This is a genomic window from Echinicola marina (assembly GCF_020463795.1).
Classification (GTDB): domain Bacteria; phylum Bacteroidota; class Bacteroidia; order Cytophagales; family Cyclobacteriaceae; genus Echinicola; species Echinicola marina.
Genome location: NZ_CP080025.1, coordinates 5,579,433 through 5,604,750 on the forward strand (window position 1 = coordinate 5,579,433; position 25,318 = coordinate 5,604,750).

Consider the following 25,318-nt stretch of genomic DNA (forward strand, 5'->3'; position numbering starts at 1 on the left):
AGTAAAAAGCACCCCTTAAAAAATTCAAAGGGGTGCTTTTTACTTTTCCAACACTAAACAGGCTCATTGCTATCTACTAAAATCTTATGAACATGTACTCCTAAATGATAAAGATCTTGCTCTGAAGCCATTTCCATGGCCTTTTGAGCTGCAGGCATCTCCCCTCTTCCAAACTTCCCTAATCCTATCAGGTAATTACAATGGATATGATTGCGCACATTTAGGTCCTCATCCCAAATCAACAAATCAGGCAAGGAAACTGCGAAATAATCAATTTTGATATCATCAAAAATATGGGTTTCTCCATAATCCACCAGTTTATTGAAGCGCTTCAATGCAGCTGTTTTGTCACCTAATTTCAATAAGGCCAACCCTTGATAGAATATTTTATCTGGTTGCTGATCATTATAATACAATGCGGGGCTTGGATCACTCAATCCTTCAGAGGCTTTATTCCAGGCATCCTTTGCTTTTTGCTGATCGCCTAAGCCCATATAAGCACATCCCAACCAATAAAACACATCATTTTCCTGAGCGCCAAAAAGCTTGCCTTCCCCTAGATTATGAGGATATTTTTGCGCTGCTTCTAGGTATTTAACCGCCAACTCAAATTCCTTTTTGGAAATAGCAGCTTTGGCAAGCTCCACATTGCAAAGGATGTACTGAGCAGGCACTTTCCCTTCACCTCCTTCCCATGGATGGAACTGTCTGCTCATTAAAAGATCTAATGCTTTCTGGTGTTCACCCAGCATATTCAGCAGGGTAATATACTCGAGATATACATCGTCCCTGTAATTAACTAGCTCTATATGTTTCTCCAAAAACAACCTACGTACTGCAGGCACCATATTTACCTTTTTGTAAAGCTGGTCCAGCTCCATCAATAGCCTTGGGCTCTTATCCAAAGCGAATGCCTTTTCCAACAGCTTTTGTGCTTCATCCTTTCTATCAAATTTATTATAGTAGATCAAAGAAAGGTTTCTCAATACCAATGGTGAATCTCCATTCAGTGCCAGGGATTTTTCCCAACAACTTCTGGCATCCTCATAATGCCTCTTGGCCAACCAGAAATTCCCTAAATAATATAAGGCTTTATCATCTTCACTATTAGCTTCAATGGCCGCCTGAAGCATCACCACTTCCTCCAGTCTATTAGGGAAACAATAATCTGTAGGCATCTGAGTAGCTAGTTTATAATAATTTAAAGCTTGCTCCATATGTCCCAATTCAGAATGGAAATAGCCCATCGCATAACAAACCATTGGGTAAACTGAGTCCTTGCCTTCAGTATGGACTTTCAATAAGGCGATTGCCTCTTCATAAAGCCCTGCCTGCGCATAATCCAAAGCATATTCCAAATAGTTATGACTATAATCCCGGATCAGTTCCTTTAAATAAACTTCGTCCGCTTCCTTTCGACTGATCAAATACTTTTCAAAAAGTACTCCAAAATTGAATTTATCGATTTCCAAGGAGGAGCTAATCAAAGCATTTACCTGTTCTGCCCTACCCAACTTACGTAAAATAGCCACCTTTAAATGCCTTGCTTTGTGGTTATGCCAGTTTCTGATTAGTGACTTATCTACCAATTCAAGGGCTTTATCCAAGTCTCCACGGATCAACGCTATTTGCGCTAAATTGAAATAACCAGCGTCCTGCCACGCCGCATTCCAGCAAGACTTAAAAAAGGCATCATAAGCCTCATCCAATTTCCCCTGTAACCTCAAGGCTACTCCCTTATTGAAATAAGGTTCACCGTCATATGGGTTTGGATTGAATTTGGTAAGCGTATCTATAGCTACCTGAAAATGCACTGTTGCTTCCTCAAACTTGCCAGTCCTCATTAGGTACAAGCCCAGGGCATTATTGGACCTTACATCCCCAGCATCTCGGCTAATGGCCTCTTTGTAATAATCCAAAGGACTATAAGTCGCATGCCTATACTGCTCAATATGAAGCCCTGTCAGATACAGCTCCTCATTGGTTTTTATGTCTTTAGGATCTTTGGCTGCTTTGGCTGCTTCAGGAACTGGTTTAAGTTCTTCAGCCCTTTGTTTCCAATCTACCAATACGCGTCCACTATCATCCTTCACTTCAACCGACAATTCCCCTACATGCCCTGATAAATCTATCGATTGGCGGAACACACTTTCCGGATTTAAATCAAAGACTGATTCCCATAATACCTTATTATTATGTAAAAGGATTATCCGGCTGTTTGGAAACACACCTGTAGCATACACTACGCAATTTGCTTTTCCATCTTCGATCGTGAGATTTAGCATTGCATCTTTTGTAGCATTTTTCACCACTCCTACCTCTTGGTAAGGCATAAAATACTGGGTAAAATCACGTTCTTCATAAGGTTGTATCCAAGAAAAATCAGGCTGATTATCCGTATAAACCCCACACATCAATTCAATATAGGGACCATTACGATCGGTCAAATTCCGGTCCCAAGCATGTCCGAAATCACCATTCCCCCAAGTCCACTGCTTCTTGCCAGGTGAAACGTGGTGATCTGCAATATGCAGTAACCCTCCTCGGGTATCATTCTCATAGCCCCCTACAAAATCAAAATCCGAATTGACCGCCATATAGGAAGTGGGCACTGGAATATTCTTATATCGGGAAATATCCACTCCAGCAGAATAATCTACTTTATAATATGTTCCTGTGGCAATTGGAAAACGGGACACATCTCTTTTCCCATGGTCAAAGACAGCATTGACATCTTCCGGGAATACTGATTGGTAATGGTCATTTACTGCAACCGCTGGGTTGGCCCACCAAAGAAAAGTCTGCGGATGCGGAGTCCTGTTATAGAGTTTGCCTTTAATCTCCAAATAAGCTTTATCTGGGTGTAGGGTGAATCCCGCCATCCCTTTGGTGCGGAACATACGTTCCACTTCACTCACCCAAACCGTCACGCTTCCATCTGCATTCTCCTCAATGGTAGAGTCAACGGGATCATAGGTGCTTGGCCTATGGTGCTGTGGCCAGTTAAACTCAATACCACCAGAAATCCAAGGTCCTGTCAACCCTACCAATGCAGGCTTGATCACTTCATTATAGTAGACAAAATGTCTTTGCTTCACCTTATCATAGGCCATCTGAATACGACCTCCAAGGGCTGGCAGCACCATTATTTTTATATAACGGTTCTCTAGATAAATTACATCCCATTCTTTATCGATTTTCTCATCACTGATCTTCTCAATGACAGGGTTAGGATAAACAGATCCACTACTCCCCTGATAAACCCTCTTTTCCAAGAAAATGGGGTATGTCTCTGCCTTACTTACTTCATAAGTAGGAATGATCACTCTTTCCTTCCAAGCTTTTACCTTTTCAAAGCTGCTCATATATTTTATCTTAAGAATTCTGTTTCTATTTCTTCCAAACTTTTGCCTTTGGTCTCTGGTAATTTTTCCCTTATAAATAAAAAGCCCAACACACTGATACCACTATAGACCCAAAAAGTACCATATGCTCCTAGTTCGCTGTTTAATAAGGGGAAGGTAAAGGTCAGCACAAATGATGCTACCCAAAGGCTGAAAGTGGCAATTGACATGGCCAGTCCACGCACCCTATTGGGGAATATTTCGGATAGTACCACCCAGGTGATCGGAGCCAGAGACATCGCATATACTGCTATTGCAGAAATTACCAAAACTAAAATAGGAAGGCCTGTCCAACCAAGGAAATAGCTTAGCCCAAGGACAAAATAGATGATGGCCAACGCTCCGGAACCAAATAACATCAGCTTTTTACGCCCCCAATTATCCACCGTTCTCATGGCCATCAAAGTAAACACCAAATTCACACTACCTGTGATTACAATATTGAAAAGCATGTCTCCTACACTGTAACCTGCGCTACTGAAAATTTCTTCCGCATAATTAAATATGACATTGATACCGCACCACTGTTGGAAGATGGCCAGTACTATTCCCAAAATTAAAATGGGCTTAATTTTGGGTGCATTTAAATCCTTAAAATGGACTTTGTCATCCTTCTCAACTAAGGTTTCTTTGATCTTTCTGACTTCCTTTTTGGCATAATTCAAACCTCCTATTTTGCTCAAAATATGGGTAGACCTGGCCTCTTCCCCTATTTTCAAAAGAAACCTTGGGCTTTTTGGCACTGCAAACATCAGCAAGAAAAAGGCAGCAGCAGGCAGGATCTCAGCCCAGAACATCCATCTCCAGCCCATAGTACCATTCCAAGAAGCCTGCATAGCAGATGAAGAAATACCTTCCGGAACAGGTTCGGCAATAAGATAATTGGCAATCTGTGCGGCCAAGATCCCTACGACAATCGTCAATTGATTGATAGCCACAAATCTCCCTCTCAATTCCGCAGGAGCCACCTCTGCTATATACATAGGTGACAATGTCGAGGCCAAGCCTATTCCCACACCACCTATCAATCTGTATATGATAAACCAATAAAAATCGTCTGCATATCCGCTACCAAATGCTGAAATCAGAAATAAAGCTGCTGACCAAATCAAAGGGTATTTTCTCCCATATTTGTCAGACACAGTACCCGAAAGCATGGCCCCAAAAATACAGCCTACCAAGGCACTGCTCATGGCCCAGCCCTGTAGCTGTGGAGACTGGTTAATTTCAAAAAACAGCTCATAAAAGGGCTTCGCCCCTCCAATAACCACCCAGTCATAGCCAAACAGCAGCCCTCCCATGGCAGAGGTAAAGGCCAAAGCCAACAGGTAGGGTGAATTATAATTCTTATTGCTCATAGTTGTTTTAGGTTATTCAAATTCATTATTAATCAAAAAGAGCTTGGTGTAAATTCCCCGCTTTGATCTTGAGGAATTATGCATTAAACAAACTTAGCCTAATATAACTTAGTAAAAATGGATAAAAACATTCTTAACATGGACAAAAACACAAAATTGAAATTATATCAATTAATATTTATGATATATTCGTTGTATCAACAAATTCATAGATGCCGTGAAAAATAAGGCCCTGATAAAAGCAGGTTTTATTGGTGAAAAAATGACCGTCATCCCAAGAGGCCTGCTTAAAGACTATTCCAATTCAGCAATTAATCGTGACCTTTTCCTCACCGATATTGGCTACTTCCCAAAAGCCCTGCACCATTTCCGAAAGAGGCCCAAGGGGTGCTCTGAACACATATTAATTTATTGTATTGAAGGATATGGTTCGGTTGGGATAGAAAAGGATGAATTTCAATTAACGCCCAATTCATTTTTAATTATAGAAGCTAATAAAGCCCATTACTATTATTCTGAAAAGGAAAATCCTTGGTCCATATTCTGGATACATTTTTCCGGCAATCATTCACAGGAAATATATAGGCGTTTTGCTGGACAAAACTATGGAAAACCGATTATTATCCCCTTTGAAAAAAATCGAATAGCAGAGTTTGAATACCTGATTGACATCTTTAAAAATGGCTTATCCAAAGAGGTTTTCGAATATTCCAGTATGCTACTCTACAAAACTTTAGGTTCATTTATTCATTATTCACTAAAATCCACTAAAAAGACCGAATCAAACCATGATCAATTGATCAATAATATCATTAATTACCTCAATGAGCATATTTATGAAACTGTAAAAATCGAAGACATCTCAAAAGCGTTTAACAAATCGCCTTCATCAATTTTTACCTTATTCAAACAAAAAACAGGACACTCGCTTATTCATCATTTTAACTTATTAAAAATCCAGAAAGCCTGTGAACTTATCAATCTAACTTCATTGTCCATCAAAGAGATCAGTTTTCAACTGGATTTCCAAGATCCGCTTTACTTCTCCAGACTATTTAAAAAGTACATGGGAGTTCCTCCTTCTAAGTATAAAAAGAATTTGTAAACTTTCTCTTGGGAAGAAAAGACCTGTTTCTTTCCTTTCATTTGAGCTCAGCCCAAAGTTTATAGGCCTTTTCTATTTCATCAATAATAGAATGGCATATGGCCTCTAATGATCCGCCCTTGATTTTATGTTCAATTGAAAGTGTCGCTTTTTCCCCTTTTTCATGCTGATAATCCCCTTCACAATACCACTTTTTCACCTTATTCGTCGACATTTCAAACTCTATGACCAGCTTAAAATTTTCATCGGATTTTTCTTCATTCTCTATAAAAATCAAGGAAATCAAATCTTGATGTAGATTGTCCGATTCTGCCTTTATCGCCATCTTCAAATTGTTCAAGCCTGAAAAGGAAATAGTTTTTCTTAATGGTACCATATCAATTGTTTTGCCTTGCTCCTTTCTTCAAGTTACAAAATTTAATCCCCAATTAAACCTCATTTTACCCAAAAAGAAACTAAAAAAGCATCCCGATTTCTCGGGATGCTTTTCTCTTGAATGATCAATTATTCTCCAACGCTAATAAGTCAATTTAAATGCTTCAAATTCTCCTTGACTATTACCTTTAACAAAAACCCCAGGCTTTACCCCCCACTGCCAAAAAGACAAGAAATCACCGACCAAAGGAGCGTCTCCTTTGCCTTCCAAAGCAACCTTAATCCATTCACCTGATTCAGATTGATAAGAAAAGCTCACTTTATGGCCTTCTAATACTTTAGCCTTTAAAGAAATCTCCTCTTCTATTCCTATCTCCACAGCCTCCAACTTTTGGTAAGCTCCACCACGGATTTCAAACAGTTCCAATCCCTCGCTCTGAAGCACCAAACCAATCATATTCTCATGAGTACCATATAAAACTAAGCCTTTCGAAACGTCTTGCTGCAAATTTAATTTGACCTCTGCTTCATAATTTGCCTTTTCAGGCACCAAGTTGATGACTGCTCCGAGACCTTTATCAGACATATCCCCTTTTCCTGATAATTTTAAACGACCATTCTCTAACTTAACATCTGGAGAATAACTTGACAAATCCCATCTCCAGTGGGCAGACAATTCATTTCCATTAAAATCATCTTCAATATCAATTGGTTCCACTTGCCCTGAAGACTTACTAATCAATTCATTGGTCTTAAAATAAGGCCATCCCGTCTGTTCATCCCAATAAAACTGGTTGATCAATCCGGACCTCCCCAAATATGGAAAGCCATCCTTCGCATAAGCATGATAGATATAATACCAGTTTCCGGACTCATTCTCTATAGGGGTACCATGTCCGGGACATTTCCAATCACCAAAATCACTCAATATAGGATTGCCTTCATATTTTTCCCACGGACCAGTGACTGATTTAGCACGGGCTACTCCCACCTTATAATCACAACCTCCACCACAACATGCTGCTCCCGAATACAATAAATAATAGTAACCATCCTTTTTCACCATGGACTGCCCCTCTATGCCCCCTCTTTCCCAAGTATCTGCCTCTGCAGTGACTACCTCAAACACTTCTCCTTTTAATTCCAGCCCATCTTTGGTCATACCTGAACCCAAAATCTGGATAGGCTTATCAGGATTCAGACCATAAGCTTTCCAAGTGACATAAAGCTCTCCTCCATCATCAAATACAAAAGCATCTATGCTTTCTGAGCCCCATTCGATCAACACACCATGGTCCTCAAATCCCTTACTGATATCCTTGGTAGTGGCTACTCCTATGCAGGAAACCCCGTTTTTTCTTTTGGCAGTATAATAACAATAAAAGGTACCATTATGATAAAAAAGCTCAGGCGCCCAAAAACCGGACTTGGCCCACTCTGGCGTTTCTGCAAAGACATAGCTTTCAAAAACCCAGTTCTCCAAATCCTTGGAACTATAAATAGGATAAATTGGAGCCCAATCATTTGAAGTACCGCATGCATAATAAGTTCCGTCAACTTCAATTACAGAAGGATCCGGAAACTCACCTCGAATAATGGGATTTGAGATGGAAACTGACTGCTCAGAAACTTGCTTTTGTTTTTTTCCTCCACAGGCAAAAAAACAAAAGACAATAAAGATGAAAGCATACTTGCTCATAGTTTATATAGGTTTATTAGTATAATTAGGGTTAATTTTTTCTTTAGCTTTCAAGCCAAAATATTTTGGGACTACCAAAAATAGGGAGAGGAAAACTTCTAATTTATTTGGCTCAATTTGCCCTAGCTTTCAATCAGTTCTCCTACTGCTATTTTTTTAGCCTTCCTGCAAGGCTGGTGCAAAGCAATACTGCATATAAAACCAGGACATCCTTTTTGGTAAACACCCTGATCACTTATGTTTTGATCTATTTATTGTACAATTTATATACTTCAGAACCAGCGCTCAAAAATGCACCGGTACCATAAACTTCTGTTTTATCCGACCATGCTTTACCCGGAGCTGCACCTATTGGCTGCACATAACCTAGCATACCATCATCAGTGATATGGGAAACCATCGCATTCCAAGCCTTCCTCACAGCAGGTTCGTATTCCTCAGCATCCAACAAGCCTTGGTTGATCCCCCAAGCCAGTCCAAACGTAAAGAAAGAGGACCCACTGGTTTCAGGGGTTGGATAGAATTCCTGTCCCAATAGACTCATTGCCCAGTGTCCTTCTGGTGTCTGGATCTCCAAAAGCTTTTTGGCCATTTTCTTATAGATTTTGGCGAAGTATTTATACTCCTTTGAGTTTGTCTCCAGTTCAGTTAAAATATTGGCCAATCCAGCAAACACCCAACCATTCCCTCTGGCCCAAAAGACCTTGGTTCCATTGTCTCTTTGGCTTATATAACGTTCATCTCTGTAGTACAAATGCTCCTTTTTATCGAAAAGAAAATCTGTGGTCGCTTTATATTCCTTTACCATAAAGTCGAGGTACTTTTGCTCCCCTGTGATTTTATAAAGCTTGGCCCATACTGGCGGTGACATAAACAAGGCATCACACCAATTCCACCTATCTTGGTGATATGGTGTACCCCAATTCAACAAGCTATTGGAAGGATGATAAAGGATAAAATCAAACTGCTTGATAGTTGGTGCCAACATGGCATCATTACCATACTTCCTGTAGAGTTCTGCATATAATTGACCAACCGTATGATCATCTGCATGATATTTCCTTCTATGCAGGTCCCAGTCATGTTCATCTGCTATTCCTTTCAACCATTCATAATATTTATCATCACCAGAAAGCTCAGCCCACTTAACCATTCCCACATATAAAGCCCCATTGGTCCAGTCTAGAGGATGATGGGGCTTACTATAACCGCTATAACTATAACGAAAATGTTCAATTTGCCAGTCCGCAACTCTTTTCATTTCATCTTTGACTGCTTGTGGATCAATCGTTTGGGCCGAGGCATTCAATTGTGTCGCTAGTAAAAAAATAAGGAATAACTGTAGTCTAAGGAATTTCATAAGTTTAGGTTAATTGGTGAATAAATCACAGATTCAGTAACTGCAAACCACTAAGATAGAACCAAAAAACATTTTTTAATTCCCCATTTATATATTTTACACTATATAGTTTTTAAAAAATAGCATTCACATTCTTTGCCTTAAGTTTATCTCTACCATCTTTCTCATCACTTCTTGAAGCACCAATTTAACAGACCACCTCCACCAAACAACATTATTCACCTAAAAATCAATAGATTATGATCACTTTTATAAAATTTCTCAATTAGATCAATTTAGTACTCCCTACTGATTTGGATAATTTATACATTAAACAAACACAAAGGATGTTTTATAAAGTCAAAAAGTTCAAACGATGATTTATACAAAATATATTTGGAGACTTTTTTGGTTACTGATAATAGGATCTCAAGCCTGCACGCCCAAAGGACCAGAATTTGTCGACGAACTGGACTTGGTCATTACATCTAGGGACAACAATATCAATTTTGATGACTTTTTGACTTATACACTAGCCGACAGTGTGGTCTTTATAAGCAACGAAGATGAGTCACTTGCTGAAGAAACGGAAGATTTTCTCCTTACTGAAGTCAATGAAAAATTCAGTACATATGGCTGGCAAGAAGCACAAGATCCCGCATCTGAGGGATCTGATGTGATCCTTCTTATCACGGTTATTAATACCGTCAATTTCAATTTAGTGGGTTGGTGGGACTATTGGGGCTGGTGGCCAGGCTGGGGCTGGTATTCACCCGGATACCCTCCAGGGGGATGGTATCCGGGATATCCAGGTGGATGCTGCTATTTTGGGGGAGTTTACTCGTACCGGGAAGGAACTGTATTGATAGAAATGATCACACCAAACGGAGTTACAGTCAACAATAACAATGCTCCAAACCCCATACCTGTTATATGGACAGGGGCATTGAATGGTCTACTTAGTGGTAGCCAAAGCAATATAGAAAACAGGATCAGCTCAGGCCTTGAGAGAATGTTTATAGACTCTCCCTATTTAAATAAATAAATTAAAGTCACTTAAAGATGCTTAAAAAACACCTTATACCTATCTGTCTTGTTTTGGTCATCGGCCTTATCAAATCATACCCGGCCTTTTCCCAACAAGAAGGAAGCAATAAGTTTACCTTACATTATAGCCCGTCTACTACAATAGGCGACGCGAAAGAATTTGTTGATGACTTCAGTTTTAGAGGGTTTGGTGTAGCCTATGAATATTTTATCAAATACAACTTATCCATTGGTATCAGCTCCGGATTATCCACTTACTATTCCTCTAGTGATGGACCGGTCTCTAATATTATTGAGCGGAACAATAAAACCATTGTCTTAACTGCCAAAGAATTTAATTATATCAACTCCATCCCCGTTTTGCTAACCTCCAGCTATTATTATGGTGATTCTGGAAAAGCAAAACCATACCTGTCTTTAGGAATTGGAGGCTATAACGTGCTAAGATGGAAAGAAATAGGGCTTTACCGTTTTGAAGACAATAAGTTTCTGTTTGGAATAGCTCCAGCAGTAGGGGTTTCTGTCCCAATCGCCTATTCCAGCAGCTTGGATTTAGGCATTCGGTACAATCAGGCTTTTGGTGAGGACAGTTTCAGCAGCATGGATTTCCGTTTAGGATTTTCTTGGTTTTATTAATTGGCATTTTAGCTCCATAATCGTCTCACATATTATAATGCCTGTTTAATATCCACAACATTCCTTTCATTAAACGGCTATTTTTTAGATCAACTCTACTCCCAATTTGCCCAAATGAGAACCAAAGGCAATAATCAAACAAGAAATTACTGCTCCTACGCTAATGGCAAAAAAAGATTGTCTACGCGGTAATTTGAAAATATAAGCCGCAATAGTTCCCATATAAACCCCGGTAAAAGGCAAAGGAATCATAACAAAAACCATAAGGCCCCAAAAACCATATTTTTCTATTTTATCCCCAACCCCATTCTTTGCTCTCCTCATCAGTTTAACTGACTGGTTCTTATAGACCTTATGTTTCCAAAGCTTTGCATTGAAGGTATCTATAAGGAACAATAAAATCGGAAAAACCAATAAATTAGCCCCCAAGCCCACCAAAAGGGCTAAAATAGGATCCAAACCATTGATTACGGCATATGGAATCCCCACTCTGGACTCTCCAAAAGGAGAAATACTCAATAGAAAGGTATGAAGAATAATATGTATCATTTTGGCAATTATAATAGCATGGAATACCCAATGGAAGAGCGTCAAAATCGCCACCTTCTCATCAATGGTCTCCCACTAAAAGAAATAGAATTATTGAACTTTAGGAATTAGCTTATCGCCCTGTAAGGAGGTGCCCTTCCTATAAAAACATGGGCCAGGTCAAATATTGGGTTGTCAACCGATATAAATAAAAAATTAGCATCAAAGGTATTTTTGCCCAGTGATAGGGAACAAACCCTTATAAAGAAATTCTTTACCCTTTGATGGTCATCTTCATTAGAATGCTTTTTGATTTTTTGAGCAAATGGACGGTATTGGGCTTTCCCTTTTAACGCCACCATTTCTACCTTACTCAGGATTTCACCATGAGGCAATGTATCATATACCGGCTTTAGCTCCTCTTCAGAACAGAAGAGGATAACTGCAGTTAACAGCACTAAGTTGATCGATATTTTTATGATTTGATACACTTTCAATTATTTCATCTTCTGACTTAAGGACAAATTAATCACACAATAACAATCAATTCTCCTTTCATCAGGTTCTTTCACGCTGCAAATTAAATGCAATTCTAACAAAAAAATAAATTCATCTCTCGGGTTTTCTACCCAAGAGATGAGTTATTTTCATATTAGCCTTTCAAAGCCTCCATTCTGACACCTTCCACATCATCTGGAGCAATGGGCAATGGCGTCCCTAATAAGTCTGCCCCATCCGATGTAATAACGAAATCTTCCTCTATCCTGATTCCTCCAAAATCCCTGTAGGTTTCCAGCAGGTCATAATTGATATAAGCATCAATCTGTCCAGTAGCCTTATACATATCAATCAGTTCAGGAATTATATATATACCAGGTTCAACGGTGATCACATTGCCAGTAGCTAATTCCTTGCCAAGTCTCAGTGATTTCAGGCCAAACTCTGTTGATTTTTTCAACTCAGGAGTATACCCCACATATTGCTCGCCGAGGTTTTCCATATCATGAACGTCCAATCCCATCATATGTCCTAAACCGCATTGGAAAAACATGGTGTGTGCACCTGCTGCTACGGCTTCTTTTGCATCCCCCTTCATCAAACCCACACCTTTTAATCCTTCTACCAAAGTCTCAGCAGCCAACAAATGGACATCCTTAAACTTCACCCCTGGCTTCAAAGCCTCCACAGCAGCCCTGTGGGACCTATATACGATTTCATACAGCTCTCTCTGACGCGTATCAAATCGAGCACTTACAGGGAAAGTTCTGGTCATATCTCCTGCATAAAATTCCGGTGACTCTGCTCCGCTATCAAAAAGAAGTAAATCTCCGTCCTTGATAGTATTACCGTAATAATGATTGTGAAGGGTTTGCCCATTGATGGTCGATATCGGTGGAAACGACAAAGCGGCATTTTTGTCCCTAGCTACTTTTGTAGCAATAGCCACCAACTCATACTCTTTCATGCCCGCCTTTGCCGCTTTCATTACGGCCAGATGTAATTCAGAAGTTGTTGTAACGGCCTTTTCCAATTCTACCAATTCTTCCTTAGACTTGATATTTCTTTGCTCGGCCACTGCTTGAATAAATGGCACCGAAGCCATGGCCTCCACCTCTTCCACTGACTTTTTGAAAATCTCCCTCAGCTTCAACACATGTTCTCCTCTATATGGAGGCAATACCTGACAGTCTTTTTTTATCGTATTCGCTATTTTGGACAAAGGAGCTGTATAGCTCACGCCAACTTTTTCTGCCAGCTCGGCAATGGTTGGCTGGGGACCGGTCCAAACAATATCGTCTATCTCGTAATCATTTCCGAAAATATAATCCTTGTCCTCGTCACAATCTATCACCCCCACCAAACCTGGAAGGGATAATCCAAAATAATATAAAAAGGTACTGTCCTGACGGAAGGGATACCAGTTGTGTTTAAAATTGATACTTGCCTCTTCATTGCCTAAAAACAATAACTGGCCGCTACCCATCTTTGCTCTTAAATGGGCTCTTCTTTCTTTGTAAATCTCTCTATTAAACATTATATATGGGAAGGTTATATATCCTGCAAAGGTCTTAAAGTATTTTTGCTCAACAAAAAAAGAACTGCAATAATTCCAGTCCTTCCTCTTTAGCACTGGCTTTAAACCAAAAATGCCAGCGCAATCAAACTCCGCTGGCATTCGTAACCTTTGTCTATCAAATAGCCTTTCAAGGAACTGTTTGAATCATATTTGAACGAATTAGAAAGAAAAATCATACTGCACTCTGAACCTCCAACTGGAAGCCCTTCTATTAACCGATGCCCTGTCAAAATCAAAATAAGTCACATCAGTAGTCAACTTGCTCCTATGCTCCGCAAAGAAAACATTAAGCGCAAGGGCATACTCTTCGGTAGTATTTCTAGGTATCGCCCTGTCAGGCTGATAGAAAGCATATCTTCCGGCTACTTCAAACAAAGGGTTTTCTTGCGCTCCTCTTTGGTGGTTCACCACATAACCTGCCTGGCCATAATACCCCTCTAGATGGTGGTCGGCTGCCCAACCACGTGTATCTAGAATCCTTTTACGATGATACTCACTCTGCCAACTGAAGCCTTTATATTCAAAAGCTGATTCCAGCACATATTGATCAACCTGATACTGGCCTGGCTGGCCAATATCTTCATATCCTTCCAAATCTCCACCTCCTCCAGATGAGAACCTGGTATACATACTTGTATTGGTGGCTCCAGCAGCGGCTATGGAAGCCTGAGGACTCGTGAAGTAGGTCAAATCAGACCCATTGAAATCGACTCCGTCTCCTAAAAAATTCCAATATACTTTGCCCACATACATCAAATGGTGGTCATCATTGTCCCTTGCTCCTCTACCATTACCAGTCAAAATGGACAAACTATAATTAAAGTCCAACAAATTCCCATTATCTATTCGTCCATATGCAGATACTCCTTGCTGCCTATCCAAGGTAAATGGACGATTGATTATAGAACGTTCCAACATTTGCTGCTTACCGCTGGAAATGGACCTTTCTCTGGAGTAATCAATTTTCCATTGCCCCACCTTAAAACTAAGCCACTTAAACTTTTCCAACTTCACTTCAAAATTCAACAACCTATTCGCTCCTAATTCATATTCAAAATAGTACTTTAACCATGGCTGATGAGCAAATCCTCCTACCTTAAGCCTAGCCCTATTAATTTTGAAAATATTTCTGGTTTGTACTTCAAAATCATCAAAAGTGACCGGATCTTGATCCCCTGGATAGGCGTATCTAAACTGAAGCCTTCCTCCAATCTGAAGTCTATATTTATTATCCGGACTTGTAAATTGAAAACCTCTGGTGGTATATTGAACATCGACTCTAGTTGAGTCATTTTCTTTAACTTGCACAGCATTTGCTTTTACCGTAATCACAGTGATTAGGACAAATAAGGCAATGGCCTTCCTTAATTCCATAAGAATTGCTTTTTTTATAAAGATATAATTTTACTTTTTCTATTGTCAAAGATTCCTTGCATATATCTGACAATAACTCAGCGGATGATAAATCAGTCTCTGATATTTAGGCTGCAAAATTATATTTAATATTTCTCTCCAAAACCTTATCAATATTATCCTTATGTTAATATTTATATCAACATATTAATACAATCGTAACAACGTGATTAATATCTTGGGAGATTAAATCTTTAACCTAAATCCTTTTATTAGCAGTTCCACCTTTTTTTCTATCTTTGTGGAGAAATATTGTCTTAACTATTCCTACAACAAATACACACATGATGCCTGAGGTTAAACTCTTTGCTGGGACCAATACCAAAAAACTTGCAGAATCAATCGCCACCAACTACGGCCAGGAATTAGGAAAATTAACACTATCCAAGTTCAGTGATGGAGAAATGTCACCAAGTTTCGACGAGTCTGTACGTGGATGCCATGTTTTCCTTATCCAATCGACCAACCCCAATGCTGACAATCTATTAGAGTTGTGCCTGATGATCGACGCTGCAAAGAGAGCCAGTGCCTATAAAGTTTGTGCAGTAGTCCCTTATTTCGGATATGCCCGGCAAGACAGGAAAGACAGACCAAGAGTTTCTATTGCCGCTAAGCTGATCGCCAATATGATCACCTCTGCCGGTGCTGATAGGATCATGACCTGTGATTTGCACGCCGGCCAAATACAAGGATTTTTCGACATTCCTTTGGATCATTTAAATGGATCAGCTATTTTTGTGCCCTATTTGAAAAGCCTGGATTTAGGGGACAATCTTATCTTTGCATCACCAGATGTAGGAGGTGTAGGAAGAACCAGAGCTTATGCCAAGCATTTTGAAGTAGAAATGGTTGTTTGTGACAAACACCGAAAGAGAGCTAATGAAGTGGCTTCCATGCAAGTAATTGGTGAGGTAGAAGGAAGGGATGTTGTTTTGGTAGATGATATGATAGATACTGCCGGAACCATCTGCAAGGCCGCCCAAATCCTTTTGGATAAGGGAGCCAATTCAGTTAGGGCGATCGCGACACATGGTGTTTTGTCAGGAAAAGCCTATGAAAATATTGAAAACTCTGTTTTGGAGGAACTAGTCGTCACAGATACCATTCCTTTAAAAAGAGAGTCTTCAAAAATCAAGGTATTGACAGTGGCTGATTTATTTGCCAAAGCCATTCATGCCGTGACAGGCAATGATTCTATCAGTGCCCTGTTTATTTAAAAAGAGAATTTTAATTTATTCATACACTTATATATTCTAGATTATGAAATCGTTAGAGATTATAGGGTTTAAAAGAGCAAATCTCGACAAGTCGGAATTGACTCAAATCCGTGAAGAAGGAAGCGTACCATGTGTGGTTTACGGACCAGGTATCAAAGAGCAAATTCACTTCCATTCCCCTGCCATTCTTTTCAAGGAGTTGATCTATACTCCTGAAGTACACATGGTAGACCTAAACATCGAAGGAACCAAAGTAAAAGCGATCCTTCGTGAAGCACAATACCACCCAGTAAGTGAGACTTTATTGCACGCTGACTTCTTGGCGTTCAGTGAAGATAAAGCCATCAAAATGGACATTCCTGTGGATATCCATGGTTCTTCTCCAGGTATCCTTAAAGGGGGGAAATTAGAATTGAAAGCAAGAACTCTTACTGTTAAAGGTTTGGCTAAAGATCTTCCTGACAGCATTCCAGTATCTATCAGCCACTTGGAACTTGGTAAATCTGTAAAAGTTGCTGAGGTGAAAGCCGAAGGTTTTGAAATCCTTACAAGCCCTAATGTTTCTATTGCTACCATCGGTATTCCAAGAGCACTTAGAGGTAAAAAGACTACTGAAGAATCTGAAGATTAATTCAGCCTTCATACATGAACTTAACAAATCCTGCCGTCAAGCTTGTCGGTGGGATTTTTTATTTTAATTTATTTATCTTCAAAGGCATCTCATGAAGTATTTAATTGTAGGACTGGGTAATATTGGCCCAGAATATGAACTTACGAGACATAATATCGGATTCCTCACACTTGATCGATTGGCAGACCAAGAGAGTCTTTCTTGGAGCAGCAATCGACTGGCTTTCACTACAGAATACAAATTCAAGGGGAGAAATATCTATATGATCAAACCAACCACTTATATGAACCTGAGTGGTAAGGCCATGAATTTCTGGATGAAGGAATTAAAAATCCCCAAGGAAAACGTATTGGTCATTGTCGATGATGTAGCAATCCCCTTTGGAAAGCTGCGCTTAAGAGCCAAAGGATCTTCAGCAGGCCATAATGGACTGAAAAATATTGAAGAACTAACCGGCGGACAGAATTATCCCCGATTGCGCTTTGGCATTGGAGATGATTACCCCAAAGGAAGACAAATAGACTACGTACTGGGCAGATGGTCACAGTCCGAAATTAATGAATTACCGATCATCATGGACAAGGCTATCGACATGATAAAGGGCTTTTGTACTATTGGTATCAATATGACCATGAGCCAATTCAATGATTAACCCTTACCTCTAAATAAAATGAAATCAATCAACCTAGGCATACAAATCGTCCCTAAAAGCAACCAACTCGACACCTATAGCCTTGTGGACAAAGCTATAGAAGTCATAAAAGCTGCAGGAGTGAAATATGAAGTCAATCCTTTTGAAACTGTCATGGAAGGCCCTGAAGACGAATTGATGGCAATTGCAAAAAAAGCCCAAGAGGCAGTCCTAGAGGCTGGAGCTGATGAAGTACTGGTTTATTACCGCATGCAAATCCGCAAAAATGGAGATGTCACTATGGATGAAAAAACAGCCAAACATAAGCAAGCTTAAACCTTCTAAAATCCATCCTTGAAAATAAAAATGGGTACTAGTTTCAGTACCCATATTTTTTACCCCACATTCTTTGAAGATTTTTCCGAAGATCATTTTCTCGAGCATTCTTACCCGGATCATACAACTTTTGCCCCTTCAACTTATCCGGCATAAATTCTTCCTCCACAAAATTCCCTTCGTAGTCATGGGCATATTTATACCCTTTACCATAATTCAGATCCTTCATCAATTTTGTCGGAGCATTCCTAAGATGTATAGGGACAGGCAAATCTCCGTCCTGACGAACAATAGCCTGGGCCCTATTGATCGCCATATAGCTGGCATTGCTCTTAGCAGAACTGGCCAAATAAGTCACACACTGGGAAAGAATAATTCTTGCTTCTGGATAACCTATTATTTTCACCGCATCAAAGCAATTTGTAGCCAAAAGTAGCGCATTGGGATTGGCATTCCCAATATCCTCAGAAGCCAATATCACTAACCTCCTGGCGATAAACTTCACATCCTCACCTCCCTCAATCATCCTTGCCAGCCAATAAACTGCAGCATTGGGATCCGATCCCCTGATCGACTTGATAAACGCTGAAATAATATCATAATGCTGTTCTCCCGATTTATCATATATCGCTACCTTTTGTTGTGCAATTTCAGTCACCTTCTCATTGGTCACCACTATAGGATCTTCAGGAATGGCATTGATGACTATTTCCAAAAGATTCAGCAGCTTTCTTCCATCTCCACCAGATAACCTCAACAAGGCCTCTGTTTCCTTTAGCTGGACATTTTTATTCTTCAAAAGCACATCTTCCTTCAATGCCTGTACTATCATGGCTTCCAAATCCTCCCTCTCAAGAGAATTAAGCGTAAACACCTGACACCTTGACAACAAGGCCGCATTGACTTCAAATGAAGGATTTTCTGTGGTAGCACCAATTAACCTGATCTGCCCTTTCTCCACGGCTCCCAATAGCGCATCTTGCTGAGATTTATTGAAACGGTGAATCTCATCGATAAACAATACCACTCCCTGTTGAAAACGTGCTTTTTCTATCACTCCCCTAATATCCTTGACGCCAGCACTAATTGCACTCAAAGTATAAAAAGGTGCTTTCACCTCATTGGCAATGATATTGGCGATTGTGGTCTTACCTACCCCTGGCGGGCCCCAAAGAATCAGTGAAGGTACCGTTCCCGATTTTATGGCCCTATATAAAAAAGTATTGGGAGCGCTAAGATGGGACTGCCCAATCAGGTCCTCCAACCTCACTGGCCTCATTCTTTCTGCTAATGGCTCTTGACTCATGCTCTTAATAATATGTTTATGAAGGCAAAAACTTCCTTTTAAATTCTTCTAAATGCACATCGGTAAAATCCATATGTGTCACAAATCGGACCTGATCTTTTCCAAACTGTACAGCTCTAATCCCCTTCAAAGCAAAGTCACTTAATAGCTGCTTTGGGCTAAGCCCTTCCAACTTCGCTATTACAATATTAGTATGGACTGGAAGGATTTCAGAAATGTTTGGGTGCTGTTGCAATAAGCTGCCCAGAACCTTTGCCCGACGATGATCTTCTGCAAGTCTCTCCACATGATGGTCCAAAGCATAAATACCTGCAGCTGCCAGATATCCGGCCTGACGCATCCCTCCCCCCATTGATTTCCTTATTCTTCTTGCTCTTTTAACGGTCTCCTTATCGCCTAATAAAACAGAACCAACAGGACAGCCTAAACCTTTGCTAAGACAGACTGAAATGGTATCAAACATGGTTCCCCAATCACTGGCACTTTCTTTACTTTCCACCAATGCATTGAATATCCTTGCTCCGTCCAAATGCAATTTCAATCCTTCCTCTTCGCATACCTTTTTGATAGGCCGAACTTCGTCCAAGGTGTAGATACTCCCCCCTCCCTTATTCATGGTATTTTCTAAAGAGACCAATGCACTCTCTGCTGCATGTACATCATATGGATTAACAGCTTCCTTCACTTCTTCCGCTGTCACCTTCCCCAATTCCCCTTCCAACAGCCTCACCGAAGCAAAGGCATTGGACATAATTCCTCCTGCCTCGTAAAGAAATATATGGGAATTTTTATGACAGATAACCTCCTTCTGGGGACCTGTATGAAGCTTAACGGCAATCTGATTGGTCATAGTTCCTGAAGGACAGAAAAGCCCTGCCTGCATTCCAAAAATACTCGCCAACTTTTCCTCTAAACGATTTACACTTGGATCTTCACCAAAAACATCATCACCCACCTCAGCCTCAAACATGGCCTGCTTCATCTCTGTAGTAGGCTTGGTGAATGTATCACTTCTTAATTCAATATTCATTGATATGCTATTTTATCATTTTTGCCGCCTCAATGGGCCTATCTGTTGCCAAAATATCGGCACCGTTTTCTACAAATTCCTTATAAATTTGATCACCTCTGGAAATAGCCCTTCTATCCAAATTCCCCAATACGCCAAGGATGGTAAAAACACCATGCTCATGAAGCATTTTATTAAAGGAACTTTCTCTCTCTGTCAAACCTGTAAAGGCAATAATATTCTCTACAGGAATACCTGTCTCCTCAAATCGCTCCCACTCATCCTTATTTCTGATAGTAACAGAAAGCATTAGCTCAGGATTCAACCGATATAACTTTTTGGCTGCTCCAAAACTATAAGTAATCAACACCACATAAGCCTCGGTACCGGTTGCCTTAATTTCTTCCAGAACCATTTCATAAGGCACATTATCTTTGAAATCCAAAGTCAAAATGGTCTTTCCTTTTGCCCATTTCAACACTTCCTTTAGGCTTGGAATTTTGAATTGGGTCACTTTCCCTTCCAGATCTACCAAATTCAACTGTTTTAGCTCATCAAATGTCTTATCTGCCACCCTTCCTTTACCTGTACTGGTTCTATCCAAGGTATTATCATGCATCATAACCAAAACAGAATCCTGGGTCAAAGCAATATCACATTCAATAATGGCAGAGGTATTTTCCAGGACATAATCAAATAGTTCTATGGAGTTTTCTGGATAGCCAGAATAGCTTCCTCCTCTATGGGCACTTACCATAAAATCCCTACCTGAATTCCAGCTAAAAAACTCCTTGGTGGCGCTTACATCAGTAAATTCCAAGTAATGCTTTTTTCCCGCCAACTCTTTTTTCTCTGATTGGCCGGAACAGCTTATCAGGACTGAAACGAAAAAACAAAGTCCCCAGACCTTCACACTTTTTATCATCATCAGCTATGAATTCGATGGTTTATTTGACTCTTTATACCTAAAATTAAAAGGACCTTTAGATGCCTTGAATGTCTTTTCCATTCCTCCAAGCTCTATATTCAGGGCCTTTGTAGACAGATTGATCTCTACCAATGAAATCAATAAAGCTATCATACTCAACATAAAGACAATATTGGCTGCGGTCTTGATTTCTCGGTAAATCAAGAACATGCATATCACACACAACAAAAAGCTCAGCACACCAAAAATCTGCATATTCTTGATCATATTTACTCTTCTACGCAAATTCTTCAATTGCTCCAGCAATAGCACATCATCAGGATTTTCTCTATACCGCTCATTCAAGCCCCTAATTAAACTTGCCATGGCCAAAAACCTATTAGTATAAGCCAGCATTAACAGGGTAATTGCTGAAAATAAAAGTGCGGGTGTAGAAAGTTCCAGTTGCATATTTGGGTAGGCTTTAAGAATCTAAATTCTATATTTTTCAGGTAAAATAAAAGTGTGTCCAAGCTAATTGACAGTAATTGACTAACAATCAAATATCAGCGTAGGGCTTATTTATTTTAAATGTATATCCGCAATTGCACCAGTAAAGGTTAAAAGCGAATCGAAATGTTCGTTTTAATTAAAACATCAACTCCTTCGGTCTTCAGTCTTCAAACTCCCGACCACTTAAGCAAAGGATTTAAGGTTACTGGCATCATTGCGGATAATCAGATTTATTTTAAATTTTAAAATATAAAAAACATAATGAATGTAACATTTTTAACCTTCCATCTTTAACCCGTATTTAACCCCTAGTTAAGCCGTGTTTATCCCGTGTTTTAGCCGTGTTTATCATATCAAATACTTAGGAAAGTCTACACCTTATGTCCTAGAAAAGCATGTGGACATTCCTTTAAATATTTTGGTCATAAGAAGCTTAGGAATACATCTTTCCGTTATCGCAACCAGCTAACATTTTTCCAACTATTCAAGGAGCTGAATGATTAATTTGATTTTTCGGAATAGTTGGGAAATTAGATGGTTCAGATAAGATTTTTCTTTCTTGTAACAGATTTCCATGAAAACAAAGGGTCCTATCCTGACCTGGTCAAATTATAGCAATGGGCATTGATAAATATATTCTAAAGGAACAGCTACATTATAAATGCTCGAATTAATCCATTTAATAGGTTAAACAAGTGATTTACTTGTAAGGATAACATTTTAATAATTATGTATATCAGCAAATGGAAACGATTGTTTTGCTTGATTTAGGTATCAACTGTTTCAGGTCTCCGAGCACTTTAGCAAAGGATTTATGGTTGCAGGCATCATTACGGATAACCAGATAAATATTATTATGCACTAAAACAAAAAGCACGCTAAAATAAAAATAGCGTGCTTTTATCAATATTTCTATAGTAATCTAAGCTACTTCACCAATAACTACCAAATTCTCCAATGTCGGAGCTTCACTACCTCCCTTGGGTTCAATAGTGATAGCAAAGGCCCCTGCACTGACAGCTGCTTCCATCTGCTGTAATTTCAGTTTTTCACCAGGCTTAACAATCCCTATACCTACCGGCCCATCATCTCCAATGGCCCATAATTGATAATCTTTATCTGCATCCAAGTTGGAAAGATTATTTACTGAAACATATACCTCTTTTGATGCTTTGTCCCAGAAAACATCTACTAAAGCATCTTTCTGAAGTTCAAAACTCGCTCCAGACATCGGAACTCGTTCGTAGTTTTTGGATAATAAGGTTTGTAATTGATCTCCTGTTTCCTCAAATCGAGCCTTATTAATCTCCAGTTCTTGGCTTAGTACATTTCTCTCCTCCAATAAACTGGTAAACTTATTTTCTACATCATAAAACCTCACGGCATAATAAGCCGCCACACCGATAGCCATAAGGGCTACAATAGAAGCAGCTACAGCAAAACTTTTCCAAGGCTGTAAGGCTATCTCTTTTGTTGGAGCGGCAGTCATCTTTTTCTCAGTGATCTTAGGAGTATCAAGCTCTTGACTCAGGGTATCAAATATCTTATCCTTCACCGTATCGGAAGGCTTTACCCCCAATTCATTGTCAAAAGCAAACATGGCCTCCTCTATCTCTTTCAGTTCCCGCTTAATTTCAGGATACTGCTGAGAGAGTTGCAATACTTCTTCCCGCTCTCTTTCACTGAGTTCACCCAGCACAAAAAGCTCCAACTTACCTGACGCTATGTAAGATTGAATATCCACTAAATTCTATTAATATTCTTTTTTAACATATTAATGGCTGCACGAATTCTGGACTTCACCGTTCCCAATGGAATCTCATACTCTTCCGAAATCTCGGAATGCGTGTAACCTTTAAAATAAATACATTCGACCACGAATCGTTGTTCCTCATTCAAACTGCCCATGAGTTCCTTCACGCCAATCCCATCCACCAAATCCAGTGTGTTTGACGATCCTTCTAAACCATATACGTAGTTATCAATCGTATTGGTCTTTTGGCTTTTAGAAAATTCCTTCGATCTGGTCTTGTCTATGGCTGCATTCCTGCAGACATTGGCCATCCAGGTATAGAGCCTGCCTTTTGATTCATCATAGCTGTCTATTTTCCGAATGATCTTAACAAAAGCATCATGAAAAACTTCCTCTGCAATATCGCGGTCTTTGATCACTCTGGAAATAACAGCAAACAAGGCCTTAGAGTACTTTTCGTACAAATAGTCCACTGTTTGTCGATCCCGAGCTCTTAGTCCTGTTATGAGTTGTTCTTCTTGCAAAAGTTGCTGAGGGTTAAATATTATTTTCTTGCTTAAAAAAGAAAACACGAGAAGGCAACCCTCTCGTGTCATAATATTAAAATAAGTTATTCAATTTTACAAATGAATTACCTCATCATATGCAGCTGCTGCAGCTTCCATCACCGCCTCTGACATCGTTGGGTGTGGATGAACTGTCTTAATCAACTCATGACCAGTAGTTTCCAGTTTTCTAATAGCTACAATCTCAGCAATCATTTCTGTAACATTTGCCCCGATCATGTGTGCACCAAGTAATTCACCATATTTGGCATCAAAGATCAATTTCACAAATCCATCTTTTGCACCAGCTGCTGAAGCTTTACCAGAAGCTGAGAATGGAAATTTACCAACCTTAAGGTCATAACCGGCCTCTTTGGCTTTTGCCTCGGTATAACCGACAGAAGCAATCTCAGGAGAACAATAAGTACAACCAGGGATATTACCATAATCCAAAGGCTCTGGATTATGGCCCGCGATTTTCTCTACACAGATAATTCCTTCAGCAGAAGCCACGTGTGCCAATGCAGGGCCTGGGATCACATCTCCAATGGCATAATATCCAGGCATATTGGTTTTATAGAACTCGTCCACTTGGATACGGCCTTTATCTACTACGATTCCGACATCTTCAAGACCACAGTTTTCAATATTGGCCACTACACCTGCAGCAGAAAGCACTACATCGCAATCAAGGCTTTCTTCACCTTTCTTGCCCTTAACAGTCACTTTACAACCATCTCCTTTGGTATCCACAGCAGTTACCTCAGTGCTGGTCATTATTTTCATTCCTGCCTTTTTGTAGATTTTCTCCAAAGACTTGGAAACTTCCGCATCTTCATTAGGAACAATCCTATCCATAAACTCGACTATGGTAACTTCTGTACCAATTGCAGCATAGAAATAAGCAAACTCTACTCCAATGGCCCCTGAACCTACAACAACCATTTTCTTAGGCTGCTTTTCCAAGGTCATGGCCTTACGATAACCAATGATTTTCTCATTATCAATCTTGATAGCAGGAAGCTCTCTAGCCCTTGCACCTGTAGCGATGATGATATTATCAGCACTATAGGTAGTTTTGTTACCATCCTTATCTTCAACTTCCACTTTCTTGCCCGGCTTCACTTTTCCCCAGCCCAAAAGTTGCTCAATCTTGTTTTTCTTGAATAAGAACTGGATTCCCTTGCTCATTCCTTCGGCTACCCCTCTACTTCTCTTCACCATTCCTCCAAAATCCGCTTCAGCATCCTTAACAGAAATACCGTAATCACTTGCATGATTAATGTATTCAAAAACCTGAGCACTTTTCAATAAAGCTTTGGTAGGAATACATCCCCAGTTCAAACAAATACCACCCAATTCGGCAGCTTCTACTACGGCAGTTTTAAGGCCTAACTGAGATGCGCGGATTGCCGCTACATATCCACCTGGACCACTACCTACTACAATAACATCAAATTTAGTTGAAGACATATATATGTTTTTTAAA

Annotated in this window: 23 protein-coding genes; 7 read left to right on the forward strand and 16 right to left on the reverse strand. The window is 39.7% G+C overall.

The window, feature by feature from the left end:
• Window positions 1-53 precede the first annotated feature (53 nt).
• Both KZP23_RS22545 and KZP23_RS22550 read right to left on the reverse strand, forming a co-directional pair.
• Complete coding sequence (locus KZP23_RS22545; protein WP_226334052.1) at window positions 54-3,365, reverse strand: tetratricopeptide repeat protein; 3,312 nt, start codon at window positions 3,363-3,365, stop codon at window positions 54-56.
• 5 nt (window positions 3,366-3,370) lie between these two features.
• Complete coding sequence (locus KZP23_RS22550; protein WP_226334053.1) at window positions 3,371-4,762, reverse strand: sugar porter family MFS transporter; 1,392 nt, start codon at window positions 4,760-4,762, stop codon at window positions 3,371-3,373.
• Window positions 4,763-4,979: 217 nt separating this feature from the next.
• Here KZP23_RS22550 and KZP23_RS22555 point away from each other — a divergent pair, with 217 nt between their 5' ends.
• Window positions 4,980-5,867, forward strand: a complete 888-nt coding sequence (locus KZP23_RS22555) for a helix-turn-helix domain-containing protein (protein ID WP_226334054.1) — start codon at window positions 4,980-4,982, stop codon at window positions 5,865-5,867.
• Window positions 5,868-5,904: 37 nt separating this feature from the next.
• Here KZP23_RS22555 and KZP23_RS22560 read toward each other — a convergent pair whose 3' ends face one another.
• The 3 genes from KZP23_RS22560 to KZP23_RS22570 all read right to left on the reverse strand — a co-directional run bounded on the left by KZP23_RS22560 (window position 5,905) and on the right by KZP23_RS22570 (window position 9,301).
• Window positions 5,905-6,243, reverse strand: coding sequence for a hypothetical protein (locus KZP23_RS22560; protein ID WP_226334055.1), 339 nt, complete (start codon window positions 6,241-6,243; stop codon window positions 5,905-5,907).
• A gap of 141 nt (window positions 6,244-6,384) precedes the next feature.
• Window positions 6,385-7,941, reverse strand: a complete 1,557-nt coding sequence (locus KZP23_RS22565) for a family 43 glycosylhydrolase (RefSeq protein WP_226334056.1) — start codon at window positions 7,939-7,941, stop codon at window positions 6,385-6,387.
• A 247-nt stretch (window positions 7,942-8,188) separates the two neighbouring features.
• Window positions 8,189-9,301, reverse strand: a complete 1,113-nt coding sequence (locus KZP23_RS22570; RefSeq protein ID WP_226334057.1) for a glycoside hydrolase family 88/105 protein — start codon at window positions 9,299-9,301, stop codon at window positions 8,189-8,191.
• 355 nt (window positions 9,302-9,656) lie between these two features.
• On the opposite strand from KZP23_RS22570, the gene KZP23_RS22575 reads away from it, so the two are divergent.
• On the forward strand, window positions 9,657-10,325 hold the full coding sequence (locus tag KZP23_RS22575) for a DUF4136 domain-containing protein (protein WP_226334058.1): 669 nt from the start codon (window positions 9,657-9,659) through the stop codon (window positions 10,323-10,325).
• Between the two features lie 17 nt (window positions 10,326-10,342).
• The gene (locus KZP23_RS22580) at window positions 10,343-10,963 is read left to right on the forward strand and encodes a PorT family protein (RefSeq protein WP_226334059.1); all 621 of its coding nucleotides are present in this window, start codon (window positions 10,343-10,345) and stop codon (window positions 10,961-10,963) included.
• 84 nt (window positions 10,964-11,047) lie between these two features.
• Here the strand turns inward: KZP23_RS22580 and KZP23_RS22585 are convergent, their stop codons facing one another.
• From KZP23_RS22585 to KZP23_RS22600, 4 genes are all read right to left on the reverse strand, one after another.
• Window positions 11,048-11,512, reverse strand: a complete 465-nt coding sequence (locus KZP23_RS22585; RefSeq protein ID WP_226334060.1) for a COG2426 family protein — start codon at window positions 11,510-11,512, stop codon at window positions 11,048-11,050.
• Between the two features lie 107 nt (window positions 11,513-11,619).
• Window positions 11,620-11,949 (reverse strand): hypothetical protein, encoded by a 330-nt coding sequence (locus KZP23_RS22590; protein ID WP_226334061.1) that lies wholly within the window; start codon window positions 11,947-11,949, stop codon window positions 11,620-11,622.
• Between the two features lie 194 nt (window positions 11,950-12,143).
• Entirely contained in the window at window positions 12,144-13,526 is a 1,383-nt protein-coding gene (locus KZP23_RS22595) for an aminopeptidase P family protein (protein ID WP_226334062.1), read from the reverse strand.
• A gap of 201 nt (window positions 13,527-13,727) precedes the next feature.
• The gene (locus KZP23_RS22600; RefSeq protein WP_226334063.1) at window positions 13,728-14,942 is read right to left on the reverse strand and encodes an OprO/OprP family phosphate-selective porin; all 1,215 of its coding nucleotides are present in this window, start codon (window positions 14,940-14,942) and stop codon (window positions 13,728-13,730) included.
• A gap of 326 nt (window positions 14,943-15,268) precedes the next feature.
• Here KZP23_RS22600 and KZP23_RS22605 point away from each other — a divergent pair, with 326 nt between their 5' ends.
• From KZP23_RS22605 to KZP23_RS22620, 4 genes are all read left to right on the forward strand, one after another.
• Window positions 15,269-16,198, forward strand: coding sequence for a ribose-phosphate pyrophosphokinase (locus tag KZP23_RS22605; protein WP_226336572.1), 930 nt, complete (start codon window positions 15,269-15,271; stop codon window positions 16,196-16,198).
• A 43-nt stretch (window positions 16,199-16,241) separates the two neighbouring features.
• Window positions 16,242-16,829 carry a 50S ribosomal protein L25/general stress protein Ctc gene (locus KZP23_RS22610; RefSeq protein ID WP_226334064.1) on the forward strand — a complete coding sequence of 196 codons (588 nt, stop codon included), beginning with the start codon at window positions 16,242-16,244 and terminating at the stop codon, window positions 16,827-16,829.
• 91 nt (window positions 16,830-16,920) lie between these two features.
• Window positions 16,921-17,481: an aminoacyl-tRNA hydrolase gene (gene pth, locus KZP23_RS22615; RefSeq protein WP_226334065.1), complete on the forward strand. Its 561-nt coding sequence runs from the start codon at window positions 16,921-16,923 to the stop codon at window positions 17,479-17,481.
• 18 nt (window positions 17,482-17,499) lie between these two features.
• Window positions 17,500-17,796 (forward strand): thiamine-binding protein, encoded by a 297-nt coding sequence (locus tag KZP23_RS22620; protein WP_226334066.1) that lies wholly within the window; start codon window positions 17,500-17,502, stop codon window positions 17,794-17,796.
• Between the two features lie 43 nt (window positions 17,797-17,839).
• Here the strand turns inward: KZP23_RS22620 and KZP23_RS22625 are convergent, their stop codons facing one another.
• The 7 genes from KZP23_RS22625 to lpdA all read right to left on the reverse strand — a co-directional run bounded on the left by KZP23_RS22625 (window position 17,840) and on the right by lpdA (window position 25,302).
• On the reverse strand, window positions 17,840-19,102 hold the full coding sequence (locus tag KZP23_RS22625; RefSeq protein WP_226334067.1) for a replication-associated recombination protein A: 1,263 nt from the start codon (window positions 19,100-19,102) through the stop codon (window positions 17,840-17,842).
• Between the two features lie 16 nt (window positions 19,103-19,118).
• Window positions 19,119-20,132 carry a threonine aldolase family protein gene (locus KZP23_RS22630; RefSeq protein ID WP_226334068.1) on the reverse strand — a complete coding sequence of 338 codons (1,014 nt, stop codon included), beginning with the start codon at window positions 20,130-20,132 and terminating at the stop codon, window positions 19,119-19,121.
• A gap of 7 nt (window positions 20,133-20,139) precedes the next feature.
• Entirely contained in the window at window positions 20,140-21,039 is a 900-nt protein-coding gene (locus tag KZP23_RS22635) for a glycerophosphodiester phosphodiesterase family protein (protein WP_226334069.1), read from the reverse strand.
• Window positions 21,040-21,042: 3 nt separating this feature from the next.
• Window positions 21,043-21,489: a DUF2721 domain-containing protein gene (locus KZP23_RS22640; RefSeq protein WP_226334070.1), complete on the reverse strand. Its 447-nt coding sequence runs from the start codon at window positions 21,487-21,489 to the stop codon at window positions 21,043-21,045.
• A 964-nt stretch (window positions 21,490-22,453) separates the two neighbouring features.
• Window positions 22,454-23,275, reverse strand: coding sequence for an anti-sigma factor (locus KZP23_RS22645; protein ID WP_226334071.1), 822 nt, complete (start codon window positions 23,273-23,275; stop codon window positions 22,454-22,456).
• Window positions 23,275-23,808 (reverse strand): RNA polymerase sigma factor, encoded by a 534-nt coding sequence (locus tag KZP23_RS22650; RefSeq protein ID WP_226334072.1) that lies wholly within the window; start codon window positions 23,806-23,808, stop codon window positions 23,275-23,277. The genes KZP23_RS22645 and KZP23_RS22650 overlap by 1 nt, the downstream gene beginning before the upstream one ends.
• Before the next feature lie 96 nt (window positions 23,809-23,904).
• Window positions 23,905-25,302, reverse strand: coding sequence for a dihydrolipoyl dehydrogenase (gene lpdA / locus KZP23_RS22655; protein ID WP_226334073.1), 1,398 nt, complete (start codon window positions 25,300-25,302; stop codon window positions 23,905-23,907).
• Between the last annotated feature and the right edge of the window lie 16 nt (window positions 25,303-25,318).

Excerpts from the sequence above, each read along its gene's own strand:
- KZP23_RS22640 (WP_226334070.1), bottom strand. The coding sequence starts at position 21,489 with ATGCAACTGGAACTTTCTACACCCGCACTTTTATTTTCAGCAATTACC.
- KZP23_RS22580 (WP_226334059.1), top strand. The coding sequence starts at position 10,343 with ATGCTTAAAAAACACCTTATACCTATCTGTCTTGTTTTGGTCATCGGC.
- KZP23_RS22560 (WP_226334055.1), bottom strand. The coding sequence starts at position 6,243 with ATGGTACCATTAAGAAAAACTATTTCCTTTTCAGGCTTGAACAATTTG.
- KZP23_RS22550 (WP_226334053.1), bottom strand. The coding sequence starts at position 4,762 with ATGAGCAATAAGAATTATAATTCACCCTACCTGTTGGCTTTGGCCTTT.
- KZP23_RS22600 (WP_226334063.1), bottom strand. The coding sequence starts at position 14,942 with ATGGAATTAAGGAAGGCCATTGCCTTATTTGTCCTAATCACTGTGATT.
- lpdA (WP_226334073.1), bottom strand. The coding sequence starts at position 25,302 with ATGTCTTCAACTAAATTTGATGTTATTGTAGTAGGTAGTGGTCCAGGT.
- pth (WP_226334065.1), top strand. The coding sequence starts at position 16,921 with ATGAAGTATTTAATTGTAGGACTGGGTAATATTGGCCCAGAATATGAA.
- KZP23_RS22635 (WP_226334069.1), bottom strand. The coding sequence starts at position 21,039 with ATGATGATAAAAAGTGTGAAGGTCTGGGGACTTTGTTTTTTCGTTTCA.
- KZP23_RS22630 (WP_226334068.1), bottom strand. The coding sequence starts at position 20,132 with ATGAATATTGAATTAAGAAGTGATACATTCACCAAGCCTACTACAGAG.
- KZP23_RS22595 (WP_226334062.1), bottom strand. The coding sequence starts at position 13,526 with ATGTTTAATAGAGAGATTTACAAAGAAAGAAGAGCCCATTTAAGAGCA.
- KZP23_RS22565 (WP_226334056.1), bottom strand. The coding sequence starts at position 7,941 with ATGAGCAAGTATGCTTTCATCTTTATTGTCTTTTGTTTTTTTGCCTGT.
- KZP23_RS22605 (WP_226336572.1), top strand. The coding sequence starts at position 15,269 with ATGCCTGAGGTTAAACTCTTTGCTGGGACCAATACCAAAAAACTTGCA.
- KZP23_RS22620 (WP_226334066.1), top strand. The coding sequence starts at position 17,500 with ATGAAATCAATCAACCTAGGCATACAAATCGTCCCTAAAAGCAACCAA.
- KZP23_RS22625 (WP_226334067.1), bottom strand. The coding sequence starts at position 19,102 with ATGAGTCAAGAGCCATTAGCAGAAAGAATGAGGCCAGTGAGGTTGGAG.
- KZP23_RS22575 (WP_226334058.1), top strand. The coding sequence starts at position 9,657 with ATGATTTATACAAAATATATTTGGAGACTTTTTTGGTTACTGATAATA.
- KZP23_RS22570 (WP_226334057.1), bottom strand. The coding sequence starts at position 9,301 with ATGAAATTCCTTAGACTACAGTTATTCCTTATTTTTTTACTAGCGACA.
- KZP23_RS22585 (WP_226334060.1), bottom strand. The coding sequence starts at position 11,512 with ATGATACATATTATTCTTCATACCTTTCTATTGAGTATTTCTCCTTTT.
- KZP23_RS22545 (WP_226334052.1), bottom strand. The coding sequence starts at position 3,365 with ATGAGCAGCTTTGAAAAGGTAAAAGCTTGGAAGGAAAGAGTGATCATT.
- KZP23_RS22610 (WP_226334064.1), top strand. The coding sequence starts at position 16,242 with ATGAAATCGTTAGAGATTATAGGGTTTAAAAGAGCAAATCTCGACAAG.